Origin of the sequence: Methyloversatilis sp. MC4-4 (genome assembly GCF_049843555.1) — a bacterium.
In the GTDB taxonomy this organism is placed as follows: Bacteria; Pseudomonadota; Gammaproteobacteria; order Burkholderiales; family Rhodocyclaceae; genus Methyloversatilis; species Methyloversatilis discipulorum_B.
Genome location: NZ_JBBHZK010000002.1, coordinates 148,091 through 167,188 on the forward strand (window position 1 = coordinate 148,091; position 19,098 = coordinate 167,188).

Consider the following 19,098-nt stretch of genomic DNA (forward strand, 5'->3'; position numbering starts at 1 on the left):
CCCGATTCCCGCCCACAACAGACTGGAGGATCGTCATGAAAACCACGCATCTCGCCGTCGCAAGTCTTGCCCTGCTGCTCGCCGCCTGCGACAAGCCGCAGGACCCGCCGAAACCCGTCACCGCCCCGTCGGCCGATGCCGCGGCACCCGCGGCTGATACCGCCGCCCCGGCACTGCCCTCGCCACCTGCCGCGTCACCGCTGCCCGATGCGCCCGGCCCGGGCGCCACGCCGCCCTCCCCGGCCGATACGATGCAGAACGCACCGACCACGCCGAACGGCAAGACCCCGCCCGACACCACGGAGAACGCACGTCCCATTCCGTCCGGTCAGCCCGCCCCTGCGCCGGCATCGAGCGCCGCGCCGGCGGACGGCACGGCGGTCGCCGGCGGCGATATCGTGAAGGGCTGGAAGACCTGGCGCTCGGCGGCCTGTGAGCGCTGCCACGGTCCGGCGCAGGAGGGCATGGTCGGCCCGTCGCTGATCGAGTCGCTGAAGAAGCTGTCGAAGGACGAAGTACGGCACGCGGTCATCGATGGCCGGCTGGAGCGCGGCATGCCGGGCCACCCCTACCTGGCCGACAAGTTCGACGACCTGTACGCCTACCTGAAGGGACGATCCGACGGCAGCGTTCCGAAGGTGCGGCCGGACGGCGCCTGATTCTGCGTGCAGCCGGCGGGCGCAGGTCGAAGGAATTGACAGCGCCCGCCCGGCAGCGAAATCCGGCACGGAATTTTCAGTTGAATCAGCGCCCTGCGTCGCGCTGCACCGCCGCCGACGCGCAGCGCCGATCAATCGCGGAACGAGCGCCAGCCGCTGATCATCGTAGAAATGATGCTCTGCCGGCTCATGATGTCCTCGCGCAGCGCGGCATACACATGGACGAGGATGAAGCTGAGCAGCAGCCACAGGCCGAGCCGGTGCAGGCTGTGCACCGTCTGGCTGTCGCCGATCAGCCACAGCACCCAGCCGAACACGACGCCGCTCCAATGACCGTGGCCGGCACCTTCGCTGTACAGCGCGAAGCCGGTGAAGATCATGAACAGCGTGCCGAGCACGAACAGGAAGAACATCATCACGGCGGCCAGCGGGTTGTGGCCGACGTACTTCTTCGGTCTGTCCTCGAGAAAGAAATACCAGCGCAGTTCGAACATGACTTCGCTCCACCACGCCAGCTTGAACAGCGGCGGCATGAAGATCTGCCGCGCGTGCTCGTTGCCGACCAGCGCCCAGTAGATGCGTCCGGCGAAGCCGACGGCGAGGATGTAGCCGGCGGCGAAGTGGGCGAAGCGCACATAGCCCATCAGATACATGCCGGCATCGTCGCCCGGCAGCATCAGGAACGGCGTGCCGATGAAATAGCCGGTCGCCATCAGCACCGTCATCGCCAGCACGGTGATCCAGTGCCACAGGCGCACCGGTGCTTCATAGACGTAGACCGCGTGCTGCGTGCGGCCGCCCTGGGCGGCCTGCTGCATCTGTTCGTGCGAAAGCATGCTGTTCTCCCGAGCTCGGTTGTCGCGGCGGCGGCTCAGGCCGCCAGCATCAGTTCGGCCGGCACGCCGGCGCGCAGCGTGCCCCAGTTGCGCTCGCCGCGACGGATCGGCAGGGCGATGTCGAAATACAGCGTGCCGTCGTCGGCCGCGAAGGGCTGCATCAGCAGCGCGCGCTCGCTCTTCGCAGCGCGCTGGGCGATGTCGGCCGGCGCCGGACAGTTGCCGGTACTGCCCAGCACGTGCCCCGCCGGATTGGTCACCAGCGCGTAACGCAGGGCGCTCACCTCGCCGCGCAATGCGCTGAGCGCACGCGTGAGTTCGGGCAGCGTGGCGACGCGACCGGCGCGCGGCGCGACCTCCTCGCCGTCGTCGTCGACCAGCACGGTGGCCGCACCGGCCACGGCGGCACTGCACTCGTCGCGACAGCGCCCGAGCACGCCGACGATGGATTCGAGTTGGTCGGAGCCGACACGGAACGAGGCCGCCAGATCCTGGATGCGTTCGGTCGAGCGGCTCACCTTGGTCAGGTTCTGTTCGCCGTCCAGCATCAGGCTGGCCACCTGGTCGCAGCCGGTATGGATGTCGCTGACCAGCGTATGGATGCGGTCGTTGGTGTCGCTCAGGCTGCGGATGGCGTCACCGGTACGCGCGATCCGCTCACCCATCACCTCGTACTCGCCCACCATGCTGCCGAAGCGGCCGGAGGCGCGGCGCACCGCCTCGCCGGTCGCCAGGATGTGGTCGCGGATGTCGTCGGTTTCGCTGCGCGTGCCGGCGACCAGCCGGTTCATCCGGTCGATGTTCTGGCTTACGCCTTCGGTCGCCGCCTTGACCTGCTCGGCGAGCGAACGCACCTCGTCGGCCACGACGGCGAAGCTGCGACCGTTCTCGCCAGCGCGCGACGCCTCGATCGATGCGTTCAGCGCCAGCAGATTGGTCTGGTCGGAAATGCTGCTGATGATCTGCACCACCTGGCTGATTTCCGTCGACTGGTTCTGCAGCTGCTGCACCGTGCGGTTGAAGGCCTGCACGCGCGCCTCGAATTCGTCGACGCGGGCGGCCGCCGACTGCAGTTCCTCCAGCGACACACGCGCCGCCTGCAGATGGCGCGTGGTCGCCTCGTCCAGATCATTGGCGTGCTGACGTGCGCTGTCGACCGCACTGCGCGAGGTTTCGCTGGCGGCGAACACCTGCTCGGCCAGCGCCCGCTGCGATTGCGCGAGACCCGCCGTATCGCGCAGCGAGCGGGTCAGGTGGGCGGTATGGCAGGCCGCGCCCAGCGTGCCGCGGCGCACGCGGAACACCATGTCGCGCACGCGCCCGTCGCGCTCGGCGATGAGCTTGCTGATCGCCTTGACCGGCGAACTTTCCGGCAGCACGAACTCGCTCGACAGATCGTTCACGTCGCGCCGGCTGTCGGCCAGCGCATCCGCCATCAGCGCGATCGTGTGGTCCATCTGGCGGATGTAGAGCGCGTCGGCGAAGGCGATCATCGCGCCGGCGGCGCAGGCCAGCAGCGCAGCGGCGCGCGGATTCACCAGATCAAACGCGGCGGCCAGCCCGAACAGGGCGAAGAACAGCGCACAGAAGGCGAAGCTGCCCATGCGCATGGGGTTCGACCGCCGCAGGTCGACGCGCTGCGCAGGGGGCGCCGCCTGCTCGGTCAGGCTGTCGGGCAAGGTCGTGGAGCGCTTGGTCATGGATGTCTCTCCAGCGGTGATGGACGGAAGTCGCTGCCCGCCGGTTCTCCTCCAGTGCAGGCAACGACCGACTTTACGGCGTCCTCCGCACTGCCTTGAGCACCCGGAACTGTCACCGAATTCGTGACAGATGGCGTCTGCACGCCGTTTCAAAATGGATCGCCCAGCCGGAGAAGTCGATTCCATGGACATGCTGAACAGCGGCTGCTGCGCCTCCACACGGACGATCAAGCCACGCTGCCGGCGGACCGCACGCACGCGCACGGCATTTCCGCATCGCACCATCGGCGACGTGTCAAACTGCCCGCGGCATTCATTTAATTTTCTGATGGAGGCATTGATGCAGCAGATACTTGTCTATGCCGATTCGCTGTCCTGGGGCATCGTGCCGACCACGCGCCAGCGTCTGGACTTCCACCGGCGCTGGCCGGGCGTGATGGAGAACGCGCTGAACGGCGGCCGGCGCCGCGTGCGCGTGATCGAGGACTGTCTGAACGGGCGCCGCACCGTGTGGGAGGACCCGTTCAAGCCGGGCCGCAACGGCCTGACGGGGCTGGCCCAGCGCATCGAAATCCATTCACCGCTGTCGCTGGTGGTGCTGATGCTGGGCACCAACGACTTCCAGTCCATGCACCCGCATACCGCCTGGCACTCGGCCCAGGGCACGGCAACGCTGGTGCGCGCGATCCGCGAAGCGCCGATCGAACCCGGCATGCCGGTGCCGCCGGTGCTGGTCGTCGCACCGCCGCCGATCAGTTCGCCCAAAGGCCCGATCGCAGAGAAATTCGTCGGCGGGGAAACGAAATGCGTCGGCCTGGCCGACGCGCTGCAGACGGTATGCGCAGAACTGGGCTGCGCCTTCTTCGACGCCCGTCGCGTGATCAGCGCCAGCCCGCACGACGGCGTGCACCTCGATGCCGACCAGCACGCGCTGCTCGGTGCCGCATTGGCCGGACAGGTCGAACAGCTGGGCGTGCTGACTGCGTACTGAAACGTCAGGCTCAGCGCTGCCTGTCGTGCTCCGCGTAGACATAGACGCCGACCGTAAGTCGCCGACCTGCATCGTCGGCTGACCGGGCGCCCGCGCCTGCATCGCGCTCCAGCGATTGCAGGGCCTTTGCACCCAGTTCCGAAGCCCGTGCATGCAGCGCCGACGCCGCCGCCGCCGACAGCCCGCGATAATGCGCGCCGCGCTCGAACCACGAATCGCCCTGACCAAGCAGATTGTCCACGGCCGCCATCGCGTGGTCACCGACGTGCAGCGCGAAACGCGCGAGCTGTTCGTCGGCGCCGTCCTGAGGCGCGAAAGCACCGGTGTTCAGCACGACCTCGTCGCGCGTATTCAGGCGGGCAATCCCCAGTCGCAGCCATTCGTCCAGCACGGGTCGCGCACGGATGTCCTTGCTCACCGACGCAACCAGCGCCTCGAAAGATACACCGCCGCCGGCACTCGCCAACCGCGGCAAGGGTCGTGCCCCGCCGGTCGCATCACGCCAGGGCGCTTGCCCCAGCCAGCGGCTGATCAGTTGCGCGCCAAGCGACACATTGCGCGGCAGATCTGCGTGCGCGCTGGGCAGACTGCGCAGCCGCTTGACGTCCTTGCGATGCACGCCGGTCTGCAGGCTCACCCGGCTGTCAGTGACCGGTCCGTCGCGTCCCGCATCCTCGATTGCGACCTGCACGTAGACGCGCTTCAGCAATTCGACCGCCAGCGGCAAGGTGACGCCGCGCGCCAGCATCAGGCGCACCATCGGGCGCAGCACGGCACGCAGCGTCGACGTCAGGACGGCAGAGCTGGAAGGGTCTGTCATTGGAGCGGCCGGATTCGGATGCGCGAAAGTATCCCACAGTCCGATCAAACAGGAGTGCGAATCATTCCTATCATCTTTTGATCGATGGCCGGGGCAGCGAGGCTGCGCTATCGCGCGCGCAGGACCTCGACACCGCGCAGCGAACAGATGACCGACTCGATCCGCACCTCCCGCACAGCGTCTTCCTTTTCGCCCAAGGCGCAGACCGACAGCACGTGCTCGCGGGCTGAGCGGCAGTGCAGACTGTGCGCGGCGACCCGCTCGCCGAGCAGATGAAGCGGCCCGGCACCTGCACCCAGCGTGAGCGTGTCGAAACCGCGCGCCAGACCTTCGCCGGTGGCCTTCACGTAGGCCTCCTTCGCCGTCCAGTGGATCAGGAAGGAGCGCTCGGGGTCGCTCTCCGCCATCACGCGCGAGCGTTCGCTCGCCGTCAGAGCGGCCTGCATGACCTGCGGCATCGACACCCGCATCGGCACCGACTCGACGTCGACGCCCACCGGTGCGCTGCCGCACAGCGCCAGCGCGACATGGCTGTCGCAGTGGCTGATGTTGAAGTGCAGCGTATTGCCCGCAAGCACCGGCTTGCCGCCCGCCTCACAGGCAAAGTTCGGGGCGTGGCCGAGCAGTGCGCGCATTACGAGACGCTTCAGCGCGTGCGCTGCGATGAAGGCGTCGCGACTGGGCGCGCGCAGGATGGCGCGCGAACGGCGCTGTTCCTCGTGCACCAGCACCGCGCGTTCGAGCTGGCGCAGGCTGACGGCATCGTAGGCCGCCATCGGCGATACGAACACCCGCAGGGTGCCCGAGGGGAGCCTGTGCACCGTCAGGCTGCCTTGGCGCGCGGACCGCGCGCGGCCAGCTCGCACAACAGGGTGGCCATCGCGGCGCGCTCGGTCTCGACGAAGAAGTGACCGCCCGGATGCATGTGCAGCGCAAAGCGCCCGGTGCATTCCTCGTGCCAGCCGAGCAGGCCGGACAGCGGCACACGCCCGTCGTCGAAACCGCCGGCAACGGTCAGGTCGATATCCAGCGGCGCCGCCCGCGCGTAGTCATAGCCGGCAATCAGTTCGAGATCCTGCTGCAGCACCGGCAGCATCATGTCGATCACCGCGTCGTTGTTCAGCACGCTGTCCGGCGTGCCACCGAGGTCGCGCAGATACTCGACCAGATCCTCACGCCCGAAGCGCGGCAGCCCGAAGGTGCGCGGATGCGAAGGCGCGATGCGGCCCGACATCAGCGCCGCAGCCGGCAGCGACCGGCCGCGACGGCGCAGCGCGCGCAGCAGTTCGAAAGCGATCAGCGCGCCGAGGCTGTGGCCGAACAGCAGGTCCGGCTGCACGCCTTCGGTGGCCAGCGTCTGCGCCAGCCCGTCAGCCAGCGCGAGCAGCGACGACGGCATCGGCTGGCCGTAGCAGCGACCGCGCCCGGGCAGTTCGAGTGCCAGCAGCGTGAGCTGTCCGTCGAGCAGCGGCTTCCAGGCGAAGAAGGACTGCGCACTGCCACCGGCGTAGGGCACGGCCAGCACCACCGGTGCGCCGGCACCGGCGTCGCAGATGCGCACCAGCCGTCCGGCTGCGGTCTCAGGCGGCATCGAGCGCCACCGCCACGTCGATCACGTCGAGCGCAGACTGCTGATGCAGTTGCTTCATCAGACTGCGCTGCACCTTGCCGCTGGTGGTCTTGCGCAAGGTCGCCGGCGCGATGAACACGATGTCGGCGATGGCCACGCCGTGCTCTTCCGACACCGCGCGCCGCACCTGCATGCGCAGCGCCCTGGCGATCTCCGGCAGTGCCCGCTTCAGTTCGCGGTCGGCTTCGATCACCGCCACCAGCCGGCGCTGCTCGCCGCGGTCGTCCTCGAACACCGCGCAGCTCTGCGGCTTGATCAGCGGATGCGACTCGACGATGGTGTATTCAACGTCCTCCGGATGCAGGTTGCGGCCATCGACGATAAGCAGGTCCTTCATCCGCCCGCACAGATAGATCTGGCCGTCGTCGGCACCGATGAAGCCGATGTCGCCGGTGCGCATGTAGCGACGACCCGGCTCGCCGGCAATCTCGGCGCCGAAGGTGGCCGCACTCTGCTCCGGCAGCTGCCAGTAGCCCAGCGCATTGGTGTCGCCCGACACCCACACCTCACCCAGGCGATCGCAGCCGAGCCGCTCGCCGTTCGCCGGATCGACGATGGCGACCTCGATCTCGTCCGACGGCAGGCCGCAGCCGACCACGGTACGTCCGCTGGCCCCCAGATCTTCGCGCACGCGGCCTTCGGTCTCGGCGGCGTGTGCATCGATGCTGCGCACGCGCGGCATTTCGCAGACCGGGCCGCCGGACACGAACAGTGTCGCCTCGGCCAGGCCATAGCACGGCAGCATGGTGGTGGGCCGGTAACCGAGCGTGCCGAAGGTGGCGGCGAAGCGCTCCAGCGTCGCCGCACGCACGACGTCGGCGCCATTCAGCGCGATGCGCCAGCTGGACAGGTCGCAGCCGTCGAGCCGGCCGGGCTGCCAGCGCTGCGCTGCGAGCTCGTAGGCGAAGTTCGGCCCACCGGCCAGCACCGCGCGATAGCGCGAGATCGCATCGAGCCAGATCAGCGGCTGGCGGACGAAGGTGTTTGGGCCCATCAGCACCGTTTCGTTGCCCAGCATGACCGGCAGCAGCTGGCCGAGAATGAGGCCCATGTCGTGATGGTGCGGCTGCCAGAACACCGTGTTCGACGTGTGGTCCAGTTCCCAGGCGGTGCGCATCATGCGCAGGTTGGTGGTGATATTCAGCTGGCTCACCATGACGCCCTTCGGATGCGAAGTCGAGCCGGAGGTGTACTGCAGGAAGGCGATGCGCTCGTCGGCCGGCGGCGGCACGATGCCGGCCGCTTCGGCTTCTTCGCGCAGCGCGTCCGTGGCGAGCCAGGCCAGCGGCAGATCGGCGTCGACCGACAGGATGTCGCGCAGCCCGGCCTCCAGCGACGACACGGTCAGCGCACGGCGGCAACCGCAGTCGCGCAGGATGCGCAGGCAGCGATCGACGCGCCGCCGGCTTGGCAGGTTGAGCGGCACCGCGACGCGCCCGGCCAGCAGGCAGCCGAAGAAGGCGACGATGAAATCCAGACCGGCCGGATAGAACAGCGCAACGCGGTCGCCCGGCCCGCCGTGCGCCGCCAGCACGGCCGCGATCGCCGTGCTGCGCCGCCAGGCGTCGCCGTAGGTGAGCACGTCCTCCTCGCGGCCGTGCTCGTCGAGGAAGCGGAACAGCACCCGCTGCGGGTGTCGCGCCGCACGCCGCTGCAGGATGTCGGTGACCGACAGCGCGGACACTTCGTCGTACAGGCCGGCAGCGAGATCGTCGGTTTCGATGCGCGCATCCATGCTCAGGCTCCCGTCGTCGCGGCGGCGCGCTGCGCAACGGCAAGCGACAGCTCGCGCACGGTCGGGTACTGGAACACCAGCGCCGGCGGCAAGGACACGCCGTAGCGGTCTTCCAGCGAGCCGACGAGATCGACCGCCTGCATCGAACCCAGTCCGTAGCTGCCGAGGTTCTCCTCCAGCTCGATGTCGTGCGCCGGTACGCCGGTGCGGTCGGCGATGAAGGTGGTGATGAAGTCCGCGATGTCGTGTTCGGTGCTCATGGGTGTCGTCCGTGCAGGTTTGAAGACGGGTCGGCGTGCTGCGCGGACGCGGCCGCCGGAATCAGGGTTTCCAGTGCGCGGCGGACCTGCCGGCGCACGGCGCGCGGCGTGGCCGCCAGTTCGAGCGGCGGCCAGCCGGCGACATCGAGTCCGCACGGCCACAGCGCGGCCCAGTCGGCGGCACTGGCAGCCGGCTCGACGTACAGCCGGTGCAGCGCGGCGGCCAGTGCGGCGTGAGCACCTGCAACCGGGGGCGGTGCGAACTCGGGCCAGTGCACCTCCGCCACCGCTGCGCGTCGCTGCGGTCGCCAGCCGGCTCGGATCTCGTCGATCATCGGTCCGAGCACCGGCGCCGGGCCGATCTCGACGAACTCGGTCACGCCGGCGTCGAGCATGGCGTGCACCGACTGCATCCAGCGCACCGGGCTGAAGAGATGAGCGGCCATCACGTCGGCGATCCGCGCGTCGTGCGGCCGTGCGGTCACATTGGCGATGACCGGGATGCGCGGGGGCTGGAACGGCGTTTCGCGCAGCGCCTGCGCGAACTCGGCCGCCGCCGGCCGCATGTGGCGCGAATGGAAGGCACCGCTGACGCGCAGGCGCACCGCCCGCGTGCCGGCTTCGCGGCAGCGCTCGACGAAGGCATCGATCTCGCCCGACAGCCCGGCGACGATGGTCTGCGTGGGACTGTTCTCGTTGGCGATCTCCAGTCCATCGACGCCCAGGCGCGCGATCAACGCGTCCACCTCGTCGCGCCCGGGGCCGATGACCGCCGCCATCGCGCCGTCGCGGATGGCGGCCATGATGCGCGCGCGACGGTCGACCAGACGCAGTGCGTCGATGAAATCGAGCGCGCAGGCCGCCGCCAGCGCGACGAACTCGCCGATGCTGTGCCCGGCCAGCATGGCGGGTGCGCCGTGCCGGTGCGCGTGATCGAGATAGCCGAGATAGCCGGTGACGAACAGCGCCGGCTGCGTGTAGCGGGTGTCGATCAGACGGTCGGCACCTTCTGTGCACAGATCGTGCAGGCTGTAGCCGAGCACCGCATCGGCCTGCTCGACCAGCCGCGGATAGCGCTCGAACAGTTCGACGCCCATGCCCTTGCGCTGTGCGCCCTGACCGGGGAAGACGACCGCCTTCATGACAGCATCTCCGCGCCGGTCGTCGATGGCTGCGCCAGCCAGCGTGCCTCGCGCAGTTCCAGACCATCGATCTGCAGCACCGCGCGTCCGTCAATCTCGCCGCGCACGCCGACGCGTCCGCTGTCGGCGTCCATGGCCAGCAGCAGGCGCTGCGGACCGCTCTTCGGTACTTCGGCCCAGCTCACCCGCGCCGCGCGGTAGGGCAGCAGCGGCACTGCAGTGACGTCGCGGAACATGGCCTGCAACGCACGCGTGACGGCCACCGTCCAGTGCATCCACAGCGCGCGCGCGTCGTGCGACGGCGACACGTCGATGTCCATCGTGAAGGCATGCGGACTACCGGTCACCGCCTCTGCTCCGCCACCGGTGACGACGCGCTCGACGCGCAGCAGGGTCTGCGCGCCATCATCCGTCTGTGCGCGATAGCGCAAACCGCGGTCCGCGCGGGTCGGCGTCACTCGCAGGTGACGCGGCGATGCAGCGGCCCAGGCGACACCGATGAAACTGACGGCGCCACTCGTGCCGGCATGGCTCGGCCAAGGCAGCAGCGAAGGCAGGCAGGCAGGCCTGCGGCCGAGGAAGGTGGTCCAGGGGCCGAGCAATGCGTCGATGTCGTGCGACTCCTCGGCGGCAGGCGGCGGGGCAACCGGCGCCGCCGCCTTGAACCACACACGATCGCGACGGAACGGCAGTGTGGGCAGTGGCACACGCGCCAGGCAACCCGCGACGTAGCGCGCGGACAGCTGTTCGCTCAACGCGGGAAAGGCAAGTTCAACACGCAGCCAGTCGGCCAGCCCGCTTGCGCTCTGCCAGTCAGGCAACGGCCGTTCGCCACCGCCGTCCTTCGCGCTCTGTGCGGCAACGGCCAAAGGGGCAGGCGCATCGCACAGCCAACCGGCCAGCTGCAGCGCCAGTTCGCCGAAATCCTCGGCCGCAATGGCAAGCCGATGCGATTGCAGATCGCGGCCGAGGAACAGCGAGCCGGCAAGCGCATGCAGCGTCGGCGCCAGCACCTGCCGCGGCAGGCTGGCGTCGGCGGACAGCCGCGCCGGCGCATCCGTTGCGGGCAAGGCTTCGCTCAGCGCGGCCGCGACCTCACCCCAGTTCAGGCAGTCGCGCAGATCGAGCCGCGCGGCATCGATGCCCAGCGCCTGCGCGGCCGCATCGGCAGCGCGCACCATCGAGTCCGCATCGACACCGAGCGCCTGCCACTGCGCATCAAAGTCGTGCACGCCGGCGGCCCGGTGCAGCGCAAGCAGCGCGTGTGGCTGCACCTGTGGGTACAGGTAGTCGAACAGCTGCACCGCGCGGGCGCGCAGCGTGTCGGCGTCGCGCGCCGACAGCAGCACGACCTCGGCCTCGCCAGCACCGGCCGGCCACACCGGCACAGGCTGCACCTGCAGCACGACGTGCGCGTTGACGCCGCCGAAACCGAATGAACTGACCCCCGCAACACGCGGCCCTTCGCCCCAGGGCTGCGGACGGTCGACGATGCGCAGCGGCGAGCCGCTCAGTTCGAGCTGCGGATTGGCGCGGACGAAAGCTGGATGGCCCGGAATCAGCCCGTGCCGCAGCGCGAGCACGGTCTTGATCAGACCGGCGATGCCGGCCGCCGCTTCGAGGTGGCCGATGCGCGCCTTCAGCGCGCCAAGGCGGATCTCGCCAGCGGGCGTGCTTTCGGGGTCGACGCCGCGACACTGGCGCAGCGCCTCGTTCAGCCCGGCGATCTCGATCGGATCGCCCAGCGGCGTACCGGTGCCATGCGTCTCGATGTGCGACAGATGACGCACCGCCGGACCGGCCGCCTGCCAGGCCGCGGCGACGACTTCGGCCTGCCCCTTGAAGCTGGGCGCGGTCAGGCTGTGTGCGCGGCCGCCGTGGTTCTCGGCCGAGGCGAGAATGCAGGCGTGGATGAAATCGCCGTCGCGCACCGCGTCGTCCAGCCGTTTCAGCACCACCACGCCGACGCCTTCGCCGCGCACATAGCCGTCGGCTTCGGCGTCGAAAGGCCGGCAGCGCCCGGCGCTGCTCAGCATGCCGGCCTGGCTGAAGGCGACATGCAGTTCCGGGCTCAGCATCAGGCTGATGCCACCGGCCAGCGCCAGTTCGCACTGGCCGAGACGCAGCTGCTCGATGGCGCGATGGACCGCAACCAGCGAACCGGAGCAGGCGGTATCGACCACCTGGCTCGGGCCGCGCAGGTTCAGCACATAGGACAGCCGGTTGGCGACCAGCGTCAGCGCCATGCCGGTCGCACGGTAGGCGTCGTTGTCGCAGTGCGCGGCACGCATCAGCGACGTGTACTCGGCATTGCCGACGCCAGCGAACACGCCGACACGCCGACCGGACAGGCTGCGCGGCGCAATGCCGGCGTCCTCCAGCGCGGTCCATGCGGACTGCAGGAAAAGCCGCTGCATCGGATCCATCGCCTCGGCTTCGCGCGGCGCAATGCCGAAGTGGCGCAGATCGAAGGCGTCCACGTCGTCGATGAATCCGCCCACCGTCGAGTAGGCGGTATTTGCCGCGCCGCCCGGCGGCGCGTAATGCGCGCGCCAGTCCCAGCGTGACGGCGGCACCTCGGCGATGGCCGCTGCGTCGCCGAGCAGCGTCTGCCAGAAGCTGGCGACATCCGGCGCACCGGGCAGACGCGCCGCAAGGCCGACGATGGCGATGGCCGCGGACGGCTGCATCACACCGTTGCTCCGGCCAGCGCCGGCACGTCCTGCGATGTGCTCTCGTCGGTCACCGGCACGCCGCTGGCCGGGCAAGGCATCGGCAGGCCGGCCTTGCGGGCGCGCGCACGACCGCGGCCATGCTCCTTCGCCAGCTCGTGCATATAGGTCGGGCCGTGCATTTCGTAGTTGTTGCGCAGCGTCGCCAGATACTCGCGGCGGATGATCTTCTGCTCGCGCTCGATATCGCGCTTCTGCGCCGCGACATCGGGCTGACGATAGAAGCCGGCGAAGTGCTCAGCCACCAGTTTCGACTGCGCTTCCATCATGTCGAGGAAGCCCCAGGTCACCGCCTGGAACAGGCCGATGAAGGCGAGGTTGTCCACGCCCGGCACGAAGATGCGCTTGAACATCGGCACCTTGTTGTCGTCGGCGTTCAGGAACTGCTTGTCGAGGAAGGGGAAGGTGGTCTTGAATCCGGTCGAATAGACGATGGCGTCGAACTCGCGCACGCTGCCGTCGGCGAAGAACACCTTGCGGCCCTTGATGTGCTTCACCTCCGGCACGATTTTCAGCTTGCCGTCGCCGATGCGGTTGGCGAAGTTCTCCGACAGCGTCGGCAGGCTGGACATCATCAGGTGATCGGGCTTGGGCATGCCCATGCTGCTGTGGCGCTGAATCAGCGCCTTGTACAGCCCGGTGTGCACCAGGTTGAACAGCGGATAGGGCAGGATCTTCTTGAACCACCAGTCGTTCAGGAAGGCCATCGCGCGGTCCATGCGCAGGCCCAGCAGGTAGTGCGGCAGCACATACACGCCGCGGCGCAGCGAAATGCAGGTCGACTTCGCCGCGTGGCTGATGTCCACCGCCACCTGCGAACCGCTGTTACCCACGCCCACCACCAGCACGTCCTTGTCGCGGTAATCCTCGCGGTAGCGGTAGTGCTGCGAGTGGATGGATTCGCCGTCGAAGACGTCGCGATAGTAGTAGTCCGGGAAGTTCGGTTCGTTGTGGTGACCGTTGGCCACCACCAGCGCGTCGTAGTGGCGCATCTCGCCGCTGTCCAGCGTGACCCGCCAGCCCTTGTCACCGATGCGCTCGGCGCGCGTGACCTGGGTGTTCAGCTGAATGCGCTCGCGGAAGCCGAAGTGCTCGACATAGCGCTCCAGATAGGCATGCACCTGCTGGTGCGACGGGAAATCCGGGTAGTCGTCCGGCATCGGGAAGTCGGTGTACTGGTACAGGCCACGCGGCGTGTTCTGGTTCATCGCATGCCACACCGAGGTGAACTTGCGATCCGGATCGAAGGCCCAGATGCCGCCGATGCGGTCGCGTCCATCGAAGCAGTCGAAGGGGATGCCGTATTCGGTCAGCGCCTTGCCGATGGAAATGCCGCCGACGCCGGCGCCGACCACGCACACGCGTGGCAGCTGCCGCGGCGAGCGGCCCTTGCCGCGCAGGCGTTCGAGCATGCGTGCGCCGCCCGGAATGCGTTCGACGAAGGCGCGGGTGAATTCGCGTGCGACCGGCGGCGCGGACAGTGAACGGGGAGCACTCATGCGACGGACCTCCTTGTTTTCGGTGGGGACGAGGGACTTCAGGAATGCGGCGGTGCGCGCTTCGCCGATGCGCGCCGAATGCGCCGCGCAGTCGAGCACCACCGGCGCGATGCCGCCGGACAGATGGCGGCGCAGGCTGTCGACGATGAGGTCGATCTCGGCGTCGGCGATGTCCAGCGGCGGCAGGAAACGCAGGCTGTTGTTGTGGATGGGGCAGACGGCGACCGCCACGCCCTGCACCGGGTCGCGCAGCATGGCGCCCCACAGCAGGTAGCCGAAGCTGCGCTGCAGGAAGGGATCGGCCCCCGCTAGGTCGAGATCGATGGTGAGCAGCAAGCCTTCGCCGCGCACGGCGGTGATCATCGGCAGTTCGCGCTGCAGTGCCGTCAGCTTGGCGCGGAAGGACGCGCCGGTAGCTTGTGCGCGGACGTCCAGCCCCTGCTCGAACACGCGGTGCAGCGCATGCAGCGATATGTGTGCGGACAGCGGGCAGCGCTGGCGGCCAGCCAGTTCCTGCACGCGCGCCGGCGAACGTTGCTGCGCGCGCTGCCGTAGCGCGTCGCTGCACAGCACGACACCGGCCGGCACCAGCGAATCGCACAGCGCGGTGCCCAGCGCGACCAGGTCGGGCGACGGCACCTGCGGCGCGCTATGCAGCAGGCGGCCGGTCATCAGATTGGTCTGGGTTTCATCCACCCCGACCAGATAGCCGCCGGCTTCGCGGTGACGGACGATGAGTTCGACCAGATGCGGCGGCAGCGGGCGGGTGGCGTTGGCGTCCACCTGTATGGTTTCGAACCACACCAGGCCGATGTCGCCGGACAGCAGTTCGGCTTCGAGCTTCTGCGCCGCGTCCGGCGCGTGCGCGTCGATGAATACGCTGTGCCGGTACAGCGGCTCGAAGGGCTTGCGGAAGATGTCGAACACCGCGTCGTGCGAAGCGACCGCGCTCAGCATCGAGAAGCCGAGACCGCCGGAGAAGAACAGCATGCGGCGCTTCTGCGGGCTGGCGAGCGCGCCCAGCGTCAGCGCCACCTCGACCGCGGTCACATTGCTCGACGCCGGGAAGGCGTGCGGCAGGCCGGTACGCTCGCTCAGCAGCGCAGCCAGTTCGCCCCAGTAGTCGGTGTTCGCGTCGTGCGCGCGCACCACGCCGTCGATCACGTCCAGCGGATTGAGGCCGCGCGGACTGGTGCCTACGTTCACGAAGCAGTCGAGCACCGTGCGTGCGGTGCCGTCGCGGTCGCGCAGCAGTGACTTCATGCCGCGCGCCGCCTCGAAGCGCGCGTCGAAACCGTGCAGTCGCGCCACCCGCGCATAGCCCGAATTGCCCCAGCGCAGATGCGCGTCGTAGCAGGCGTCGACGTCGGCGTCGATGCGCCGCATCAGCCGGTGCGTAGCGGCGTCGATGCGATCGCCGAAGGCCCGGAGCAGTGCCTCGCGCGCCACCGCCAGCGGGAAGCCGAAGCTGGTCATCACGTTGCGCACATAGCTTTCGCTGGGCGTCATGCTCCAGGTCTGGTGTACCGGCGCGCGCACCATGCAGGCGGCCACCGGCACCCGGCTCGCGGCCATCGATTCGCCGAGCACGATCATGTCGGCGCGCTCGCGGCAGGACGGCGCGATCCACTCCGCAGCCGCAGTGTCCGGATCGTTGTTGTCGACCAGCACGCTGAGCACCTCGCACGCGGCGCAGGCGGCGATCAGGCGGTCGGCGTCCTCGGCCGGCGTGAAGGCATCGCACACCAGCACGGCCGCCACCGGCGAGGCGCCGCCTTCCAGCCGCTCGATCGCTTCGAGCACGGTGGACACGAACACCACACCCGGGACCAGTGCGTCGTCCGGACCCGCGTCCAGCGGATCGAAGTAGCGACGCCAGCCTTCTCCTGCGTCGATCAGCAGCAGTTCGCCGCTGCTGTCGGCGTCGCGGTTGCGCGCGCGGTGCCGGGCCAGGCGCAGCGCGGCGTCGAGCGCCTCGTGCTGCGAGGTCAGGAACAGGCAGCGGTAGTCCTCGTCGCCGCTCTTGTTCTGTGCCTGGATGCGGTTGAGCAGCAGCGCGACCTGGGCCGACTGCGGCGACAGGATGGCGCAGTGCCCCTGATCGCCGCGGCGCACATAGTCCTCCAGCACCTGCAGCGCGTCGGCGTCGGCCGGTGCGAAAACGCTGGCCGGCACCAGTGCGGGCACACCCGCCACCTCGCCGCGCGCCGGCGCCACTTCGTCGAGGAAACGCAGCAGCAGACGGTTGTAGGCCTCGAAATGGGTAAAGCCCAGCAGATGGCCGGCGCCCGGGAAGCAGACGTAGCGCGCACCGGGCAGCGCGTCGGCCAGCGCGCGGCCATAGGCCGGCTGCATGTAGCGGTCATCGCGCCCGCTGATCACCAGCGCCGGGCAACGCAGCGCGGACAGCGCCTCGCGGTGGTCGAAGGCACCAACGACGGCCTGGTAGGCCGGCAGCGACGGAATGTTCCAGCCGCGGTTCAGTTCCATGAAGCGCTCGCTCATCTGCAGCTCGCGCATCAGCGTGGCGAAATCGTTGGCGCCCTGCGCGAACGGCGAGGTGACCGTCGCCACCAGCGCGGACACGCGCTGCGGATGGTCGACGCAGAAGCGCTGCGCCAGCACGCCGCCGAAGGAATAGCCGATCACCGGCAGCGGTTCGCTGATGCCCAGGCCATCCAGCAGTTCGGCCACGTCGTCCGCCATCGACGACAACGTCAGCGGGCTGTAGAAGTCGGTACGGCCGCAGCCCGGCATGTGATAGGCGATCAGCCGGTAATGCTCGCCCAGTTCGCGCAGCTGCAGCCGCCACATGACCGAGGTGTGCATGACCAGGCCGCCGAGCAGCAGCACAGGCCGGCCCCGTCCGTAGACCGCCGCCTCGATGGTGCGGCCGGAACGACCCTGCACGCTGACCGAACGCGCCTGATCGACGACGGCCTGCTGTGCATCCAGATGTTCGCGCGAGGGCTGGCGCACGCCGCCTTCCGGGGCGGTAGTGTCCTGCTGCCGGGCGACGGGTACGCGTAAGGGTGCGAGAACGGGTGCAGGCGGAACGACGGACACCGGCGCAGCGGCCCCGCCCTGCTCCGCCCACAGCGCCTCGATCGACAGCGGCGCGTCGGCCGCCGCGGTCACCGCCCGCAGTGCCGGCGACGGCGCCGCGGCAACGGGCGCCGGGCGGGGAGCCGGGACCGGGACCGGGGCGGGAGCTGTCCGGACAGGTTCGGGGGCACGGGCCGCGGCGGCGGCTGGCGCGACGGCGACCGAACCTTCGAGGTCACCCAGCACGCGCTTCACGTCGGCGTCGTGATTCTTCAGCAGATAGCGGGTGAGACCGCGCAGATCCTGGAATTCGAAGAACACGGTGGGCGGAATGACGATGCCGAAGCGCGCCGTGAAGCGGTTGCCGATCTCGGTGGACGAGATCGAATCCATGCCGTAGTCCATCAGCGAGCGCGTCGGTGAGAAGTCGGTGGCTTCGAGCTTCAGCACGTCCATGACCAGCGCGCCCAGATCGTGTTCCAGCGCGACCTCCAGTGCCGGCCGCGCAGCCGGCATCACGCGCGCTGCAGGAACGGTCGATGGAGCCGGAGCGATGGCCGGCGCGACCATGGGCGTCTGCTCCATCTCCAGTCCTTCGATCAGCGCCAGCGCCTCTTCCGGCGACAGCTCGTCGGCGATGCTCATGTCCATGCGGAACCCCCGGTATGCGTGGTGAAGTCGGTGCTCATGCGGTCAGCGCCTCGGCCGGCGCGGTCTGTGCGGCGCCGTCGAGCAGCTTTCCGGTGACGAAATTGACCGCGCGGATGTACTTCCAAAGGTCCACCTCATAGCGATGGCGGTCGGTGTCCATGAAGCGGCCCTGACCGAGGTCGAGCCGCTCCGGCTGCTGCTTCATCTGCTGCAACCGGCGGAAGTTGTCGCTGCCGGCGATGCGCGCGCGCAGGCAGGCGGCAACGAAGCGCGCGGTGATGTTGAGTACGTTGCCGAGGCCGGACGGCGTATTGAGGTAGCCGACGAAAAGCAGGTTGTCGTGGCGCTGCGGCACCATGCGCAGGAACAGGCGATCCAGATCGACGCGCGGATCGAAATCCGCCGCATCGAAGAAGGACAGATCGGTGCGGAAGCCGGTTGCCCACAGGATGAGGTCGATCTGCTCGCGGCTGCCGTCGGTGAACTCGACGGTGCGGCCGTCGATGCGCCGGATGTCCGGTTTGGGCGCAAGGTCGCCGTGACCGATGTGGTACAGCACCTGCGAATTCATGATCGGATGTGCCGCATCGATGCGGTGGTCGGGTGCCGGCAGGCCGAAGTCGGTGCCATCGAATCCGGCCAGCTTGAACACTGCACCGACGTGGTCCCAGTAGGCCTGGGCATCGGTGAACTTCGGTGCGATGTCCATCAGCCATTCCTGCGTCGGCTTGCCATCGACGAACTTCGGCATGTAGTGATAGCCGCGCCGGGTCGAATGGAAAGCCGCATCGGCATTGAGCGCCGCATCGACCGCAATGTCGCAGCCGGAATTGCCGCCACCGACCACCAGCACGCGCTTGCCGCGGAACTGGTCCGCCGAGCGATAGTCGCCGGAGTGCACGCTTTCGCCGTCAAAATGGCCTTCGAACTTCGGAACGAGCGGAATGCGCAGCAGGCCGTTGGCGACCACCAGATGGGCGTAGCGGCGCACGCCGCCGTCAGCCAGTTCGCAGCGCCAGCCGCCGCCCTCCGGCCGCGCACGGACGACCCGGGTGTGGAAGCGCGTGTGCGCCTCGACCCGGAAGCGCTCGGCGACTGACATCAGGTAGGCGTACATCTGGCTGTGCCGCGGATAGTGCGGGTAGCTGTCCGGCATCGGCAGATCGGAGAACTGCGTGTTGCGACGCGAACTGATGAGGTGCACCGACGCGTACATCTTCGACGCCGGCCCTTCCGGCTGCCAGTTGCCGCCGAGGCCGCCACTGGCTTCCAGCACTTCGTAGTCGAGGCCGGCCTCGGTCAGCGCCTTGGCAACACCGATGCCCGAGGCGCCGCCGCCGATGATGCCCACCGTACGATCAAAATCCGTCATGTCTGTCCCTGTTGGTCTGCGGGTGG

The 19,098-nt window shown here is 68.8% G+C and carries 13 protein-coding genes; 2 read left to right on the plus strand and 11 right to left on the minus strand.

The window, feature by feature from the left end; genetic code table 11:
* Nucleotides 1–35 precede the first annotated feature (35 nt).
* The gene (locus WDZ97_RS07595) at nt 36–659 is read left to right on the plus strand and encodes a c-type cytochrome (RefSeq protein WP_425762344.1); all 624 of its coding nucleotides are present in this window, start codon (nt 36–38) and stop codon (nt 657–659) included.
* Nucleotides 660–790: 131 nt separating this feature from the next.
* Here the strand turns inward: WDZ97_RS07595 and cybH are convergent, their stop codons facing one another.
* Both cybH and WDZ97_RS07605 read right to left on the minus strand, forming a co-directional pair.
* On the minus strand, nt 791–1,495 hold the full coding sequence (cybH, locus tag WDZ97_RS07600) for a Ni/Fe-hydrogenase, b-type cytochrome subunit (protein ID WP_304000828.1): 705 nt from the start codon (nt 1,493–1,495) through the stop codon (nt 791–793).
* Nucleotides 1,496–1,530: 35 nt separating this feature from the next.
* A complete protein-coding gene (locus tag WDZ97_RS07605; RefSeq protein WP_425762345.1) occupies nt 1,531–3,195 on the minus strand; it encodes a methyl-accepting chemotaxis protein in 1,665 nt (554 codons plus the stop codon).
* A gap of 340 nt (nt 3,196–3,535) precedes the next feature.
* On the opposite strand from WDZ97_RS07605, the gene WDZ97_RS07610 reads away from it, so the two are divergent.
* Entirely contained in the window at nt 3,536–4,186 is a 651-nt protein-coding gene (locus WDZ97_RS07610) for an SGNH/GDSL hydrolase family protein (protein WP_425762346.1), read from the plus strand.
* Nucleotides 4,187–4,196: 10 nt separating this feature from the next.
* Here the strand turns inward: WDZ97_RS07610 and WDZ97_RS07615 are convergent, their stop codons facing one another.
* The 9 genes from WDZ97_RS07615 to WDZ97_RS07655 all read right to left on the minus strand — a co-directional run bounded on the left by WDZ97_RS07615 (nt 4,197) and on the right by WDZ97_RS07655 (nt 19,072).
* Complete coding sequence (locus WDZ97_RS07615) at nt 4,197–5,006, minus strand: DUF6502 family protein (protein WP_425762347.1); 810 nt, start codon at nt 5,004–5,006, stop codon at nt 4,197–4,199.
* 107 nt (nt 5,007–5,113) lie between these two features.
* Nucleotides 5,114–5,827, minus strand: coding sequence for a 4'-phosphopantetheinyl transferase family protein (locus WDZ97_RS07620; protein ID WP_425762348.1), 714 nt, complete (start codon nt 5,825–5,827; stop codon nt 5,114–5,116).
* 2 nt (nt 5,828–5,829) lie between these two features.
* Nucleotides 5,830–6,597, minus strand: coding sequence for a thioesterase II family protein (locus WDZ97_RS07625; RefSeq protein WP_304000820.1), 768 nt, complete (start codon nt 6,595–6,597; stop codon nt 5,830–5,832).
* Nucleotides 6,587–8,371 carry a fatty acyl-AMP ligase gene (locus tag WDZ97_RS07630; protein ID WP_425762349.1) on the minus strand — a complete coding sequence of 595 codons (1,785 nt, stop codon included), beginning with the start codon at nt 8,369–8,371 and terminating at the stop codon, nt 6,587–6,589. The genes WDZ97_RS07625 and WDZ97_RS07630 overlap by 11 nt, the downstream gene beginning before the upstream one ends.
* Nucleotides 8,372–8,373: 2 nt before the next feature.
* Nucleotides 8,374–8,631 carry an acyl carrier protein gene (locus tag WDZ97_RS07635; protein ID WP_425762350.1) on the minus strand — a complete coding sequence of 86 codons (258 nt, stop codon included), beginning with the start codon at nt 8,629–8,631 and terminating at the stop codon, nt 8,374–8,376.
* Nucleotides 8,628–9,773 (minus strand): ACP S-malonyltransferase, encoded by a 1,146-nt coding sequence (locus WDZ97_RS07640; protein ID WP_425762351.1) that lies wholly within the window; start codon nt 9,771–9,773, stop codon nt 8,628–8,630. The genes WDZ97_RS07635 and WDZ97_RS07640 overlap by 4 nt, the downstream gene beginning before the upstream one ends.
* Nucleotides 9,770–12,463, minus strand: coding sequence for a beta-ketoacyl synthase N-terminal-like domain-containing protein (locus WDZ97_RS07645; protein ID WP_425763004.1), 2,694 nt, complete (start codon nt 12,461–12,463; stop codon nt 9,770–9,772). The genes WDZ97_RS07640 and WDZ97_RS07645 overlap by 4 nt, the downstream gene beginning before the upstream one ends.
* A complete protein-coding gene (locus WDZ97_RS07650) occupies nt 12,463–17,700 on the minus strand; it encodes an alpha/beta fold hydrolase (protein ID WP_425762352.1) in 5,238 nt (1,745 codons plus the stop codon). Before WDZ97_RS07650 ends, WDZ97_RS07645 begins: the two co-directional genes overlap by 1 nt.
* 34 nt (nt 17,701–17,734) lie before the next feature.
* Nucleotides 17,735–19,072 (minus strand): flavin-containing monooxygenase, encoded by a 1,338-nt coding sequence (locus WDZ97_RS07655; RefSeq protein WP_304000813.1) that lies wholly within the window; start codon nt 19,070–19,072, stop codon nt 17,735–17,737.
* Between the last annotated feature and the right edge of the window lie 26 nt (nt 19,073–19,098).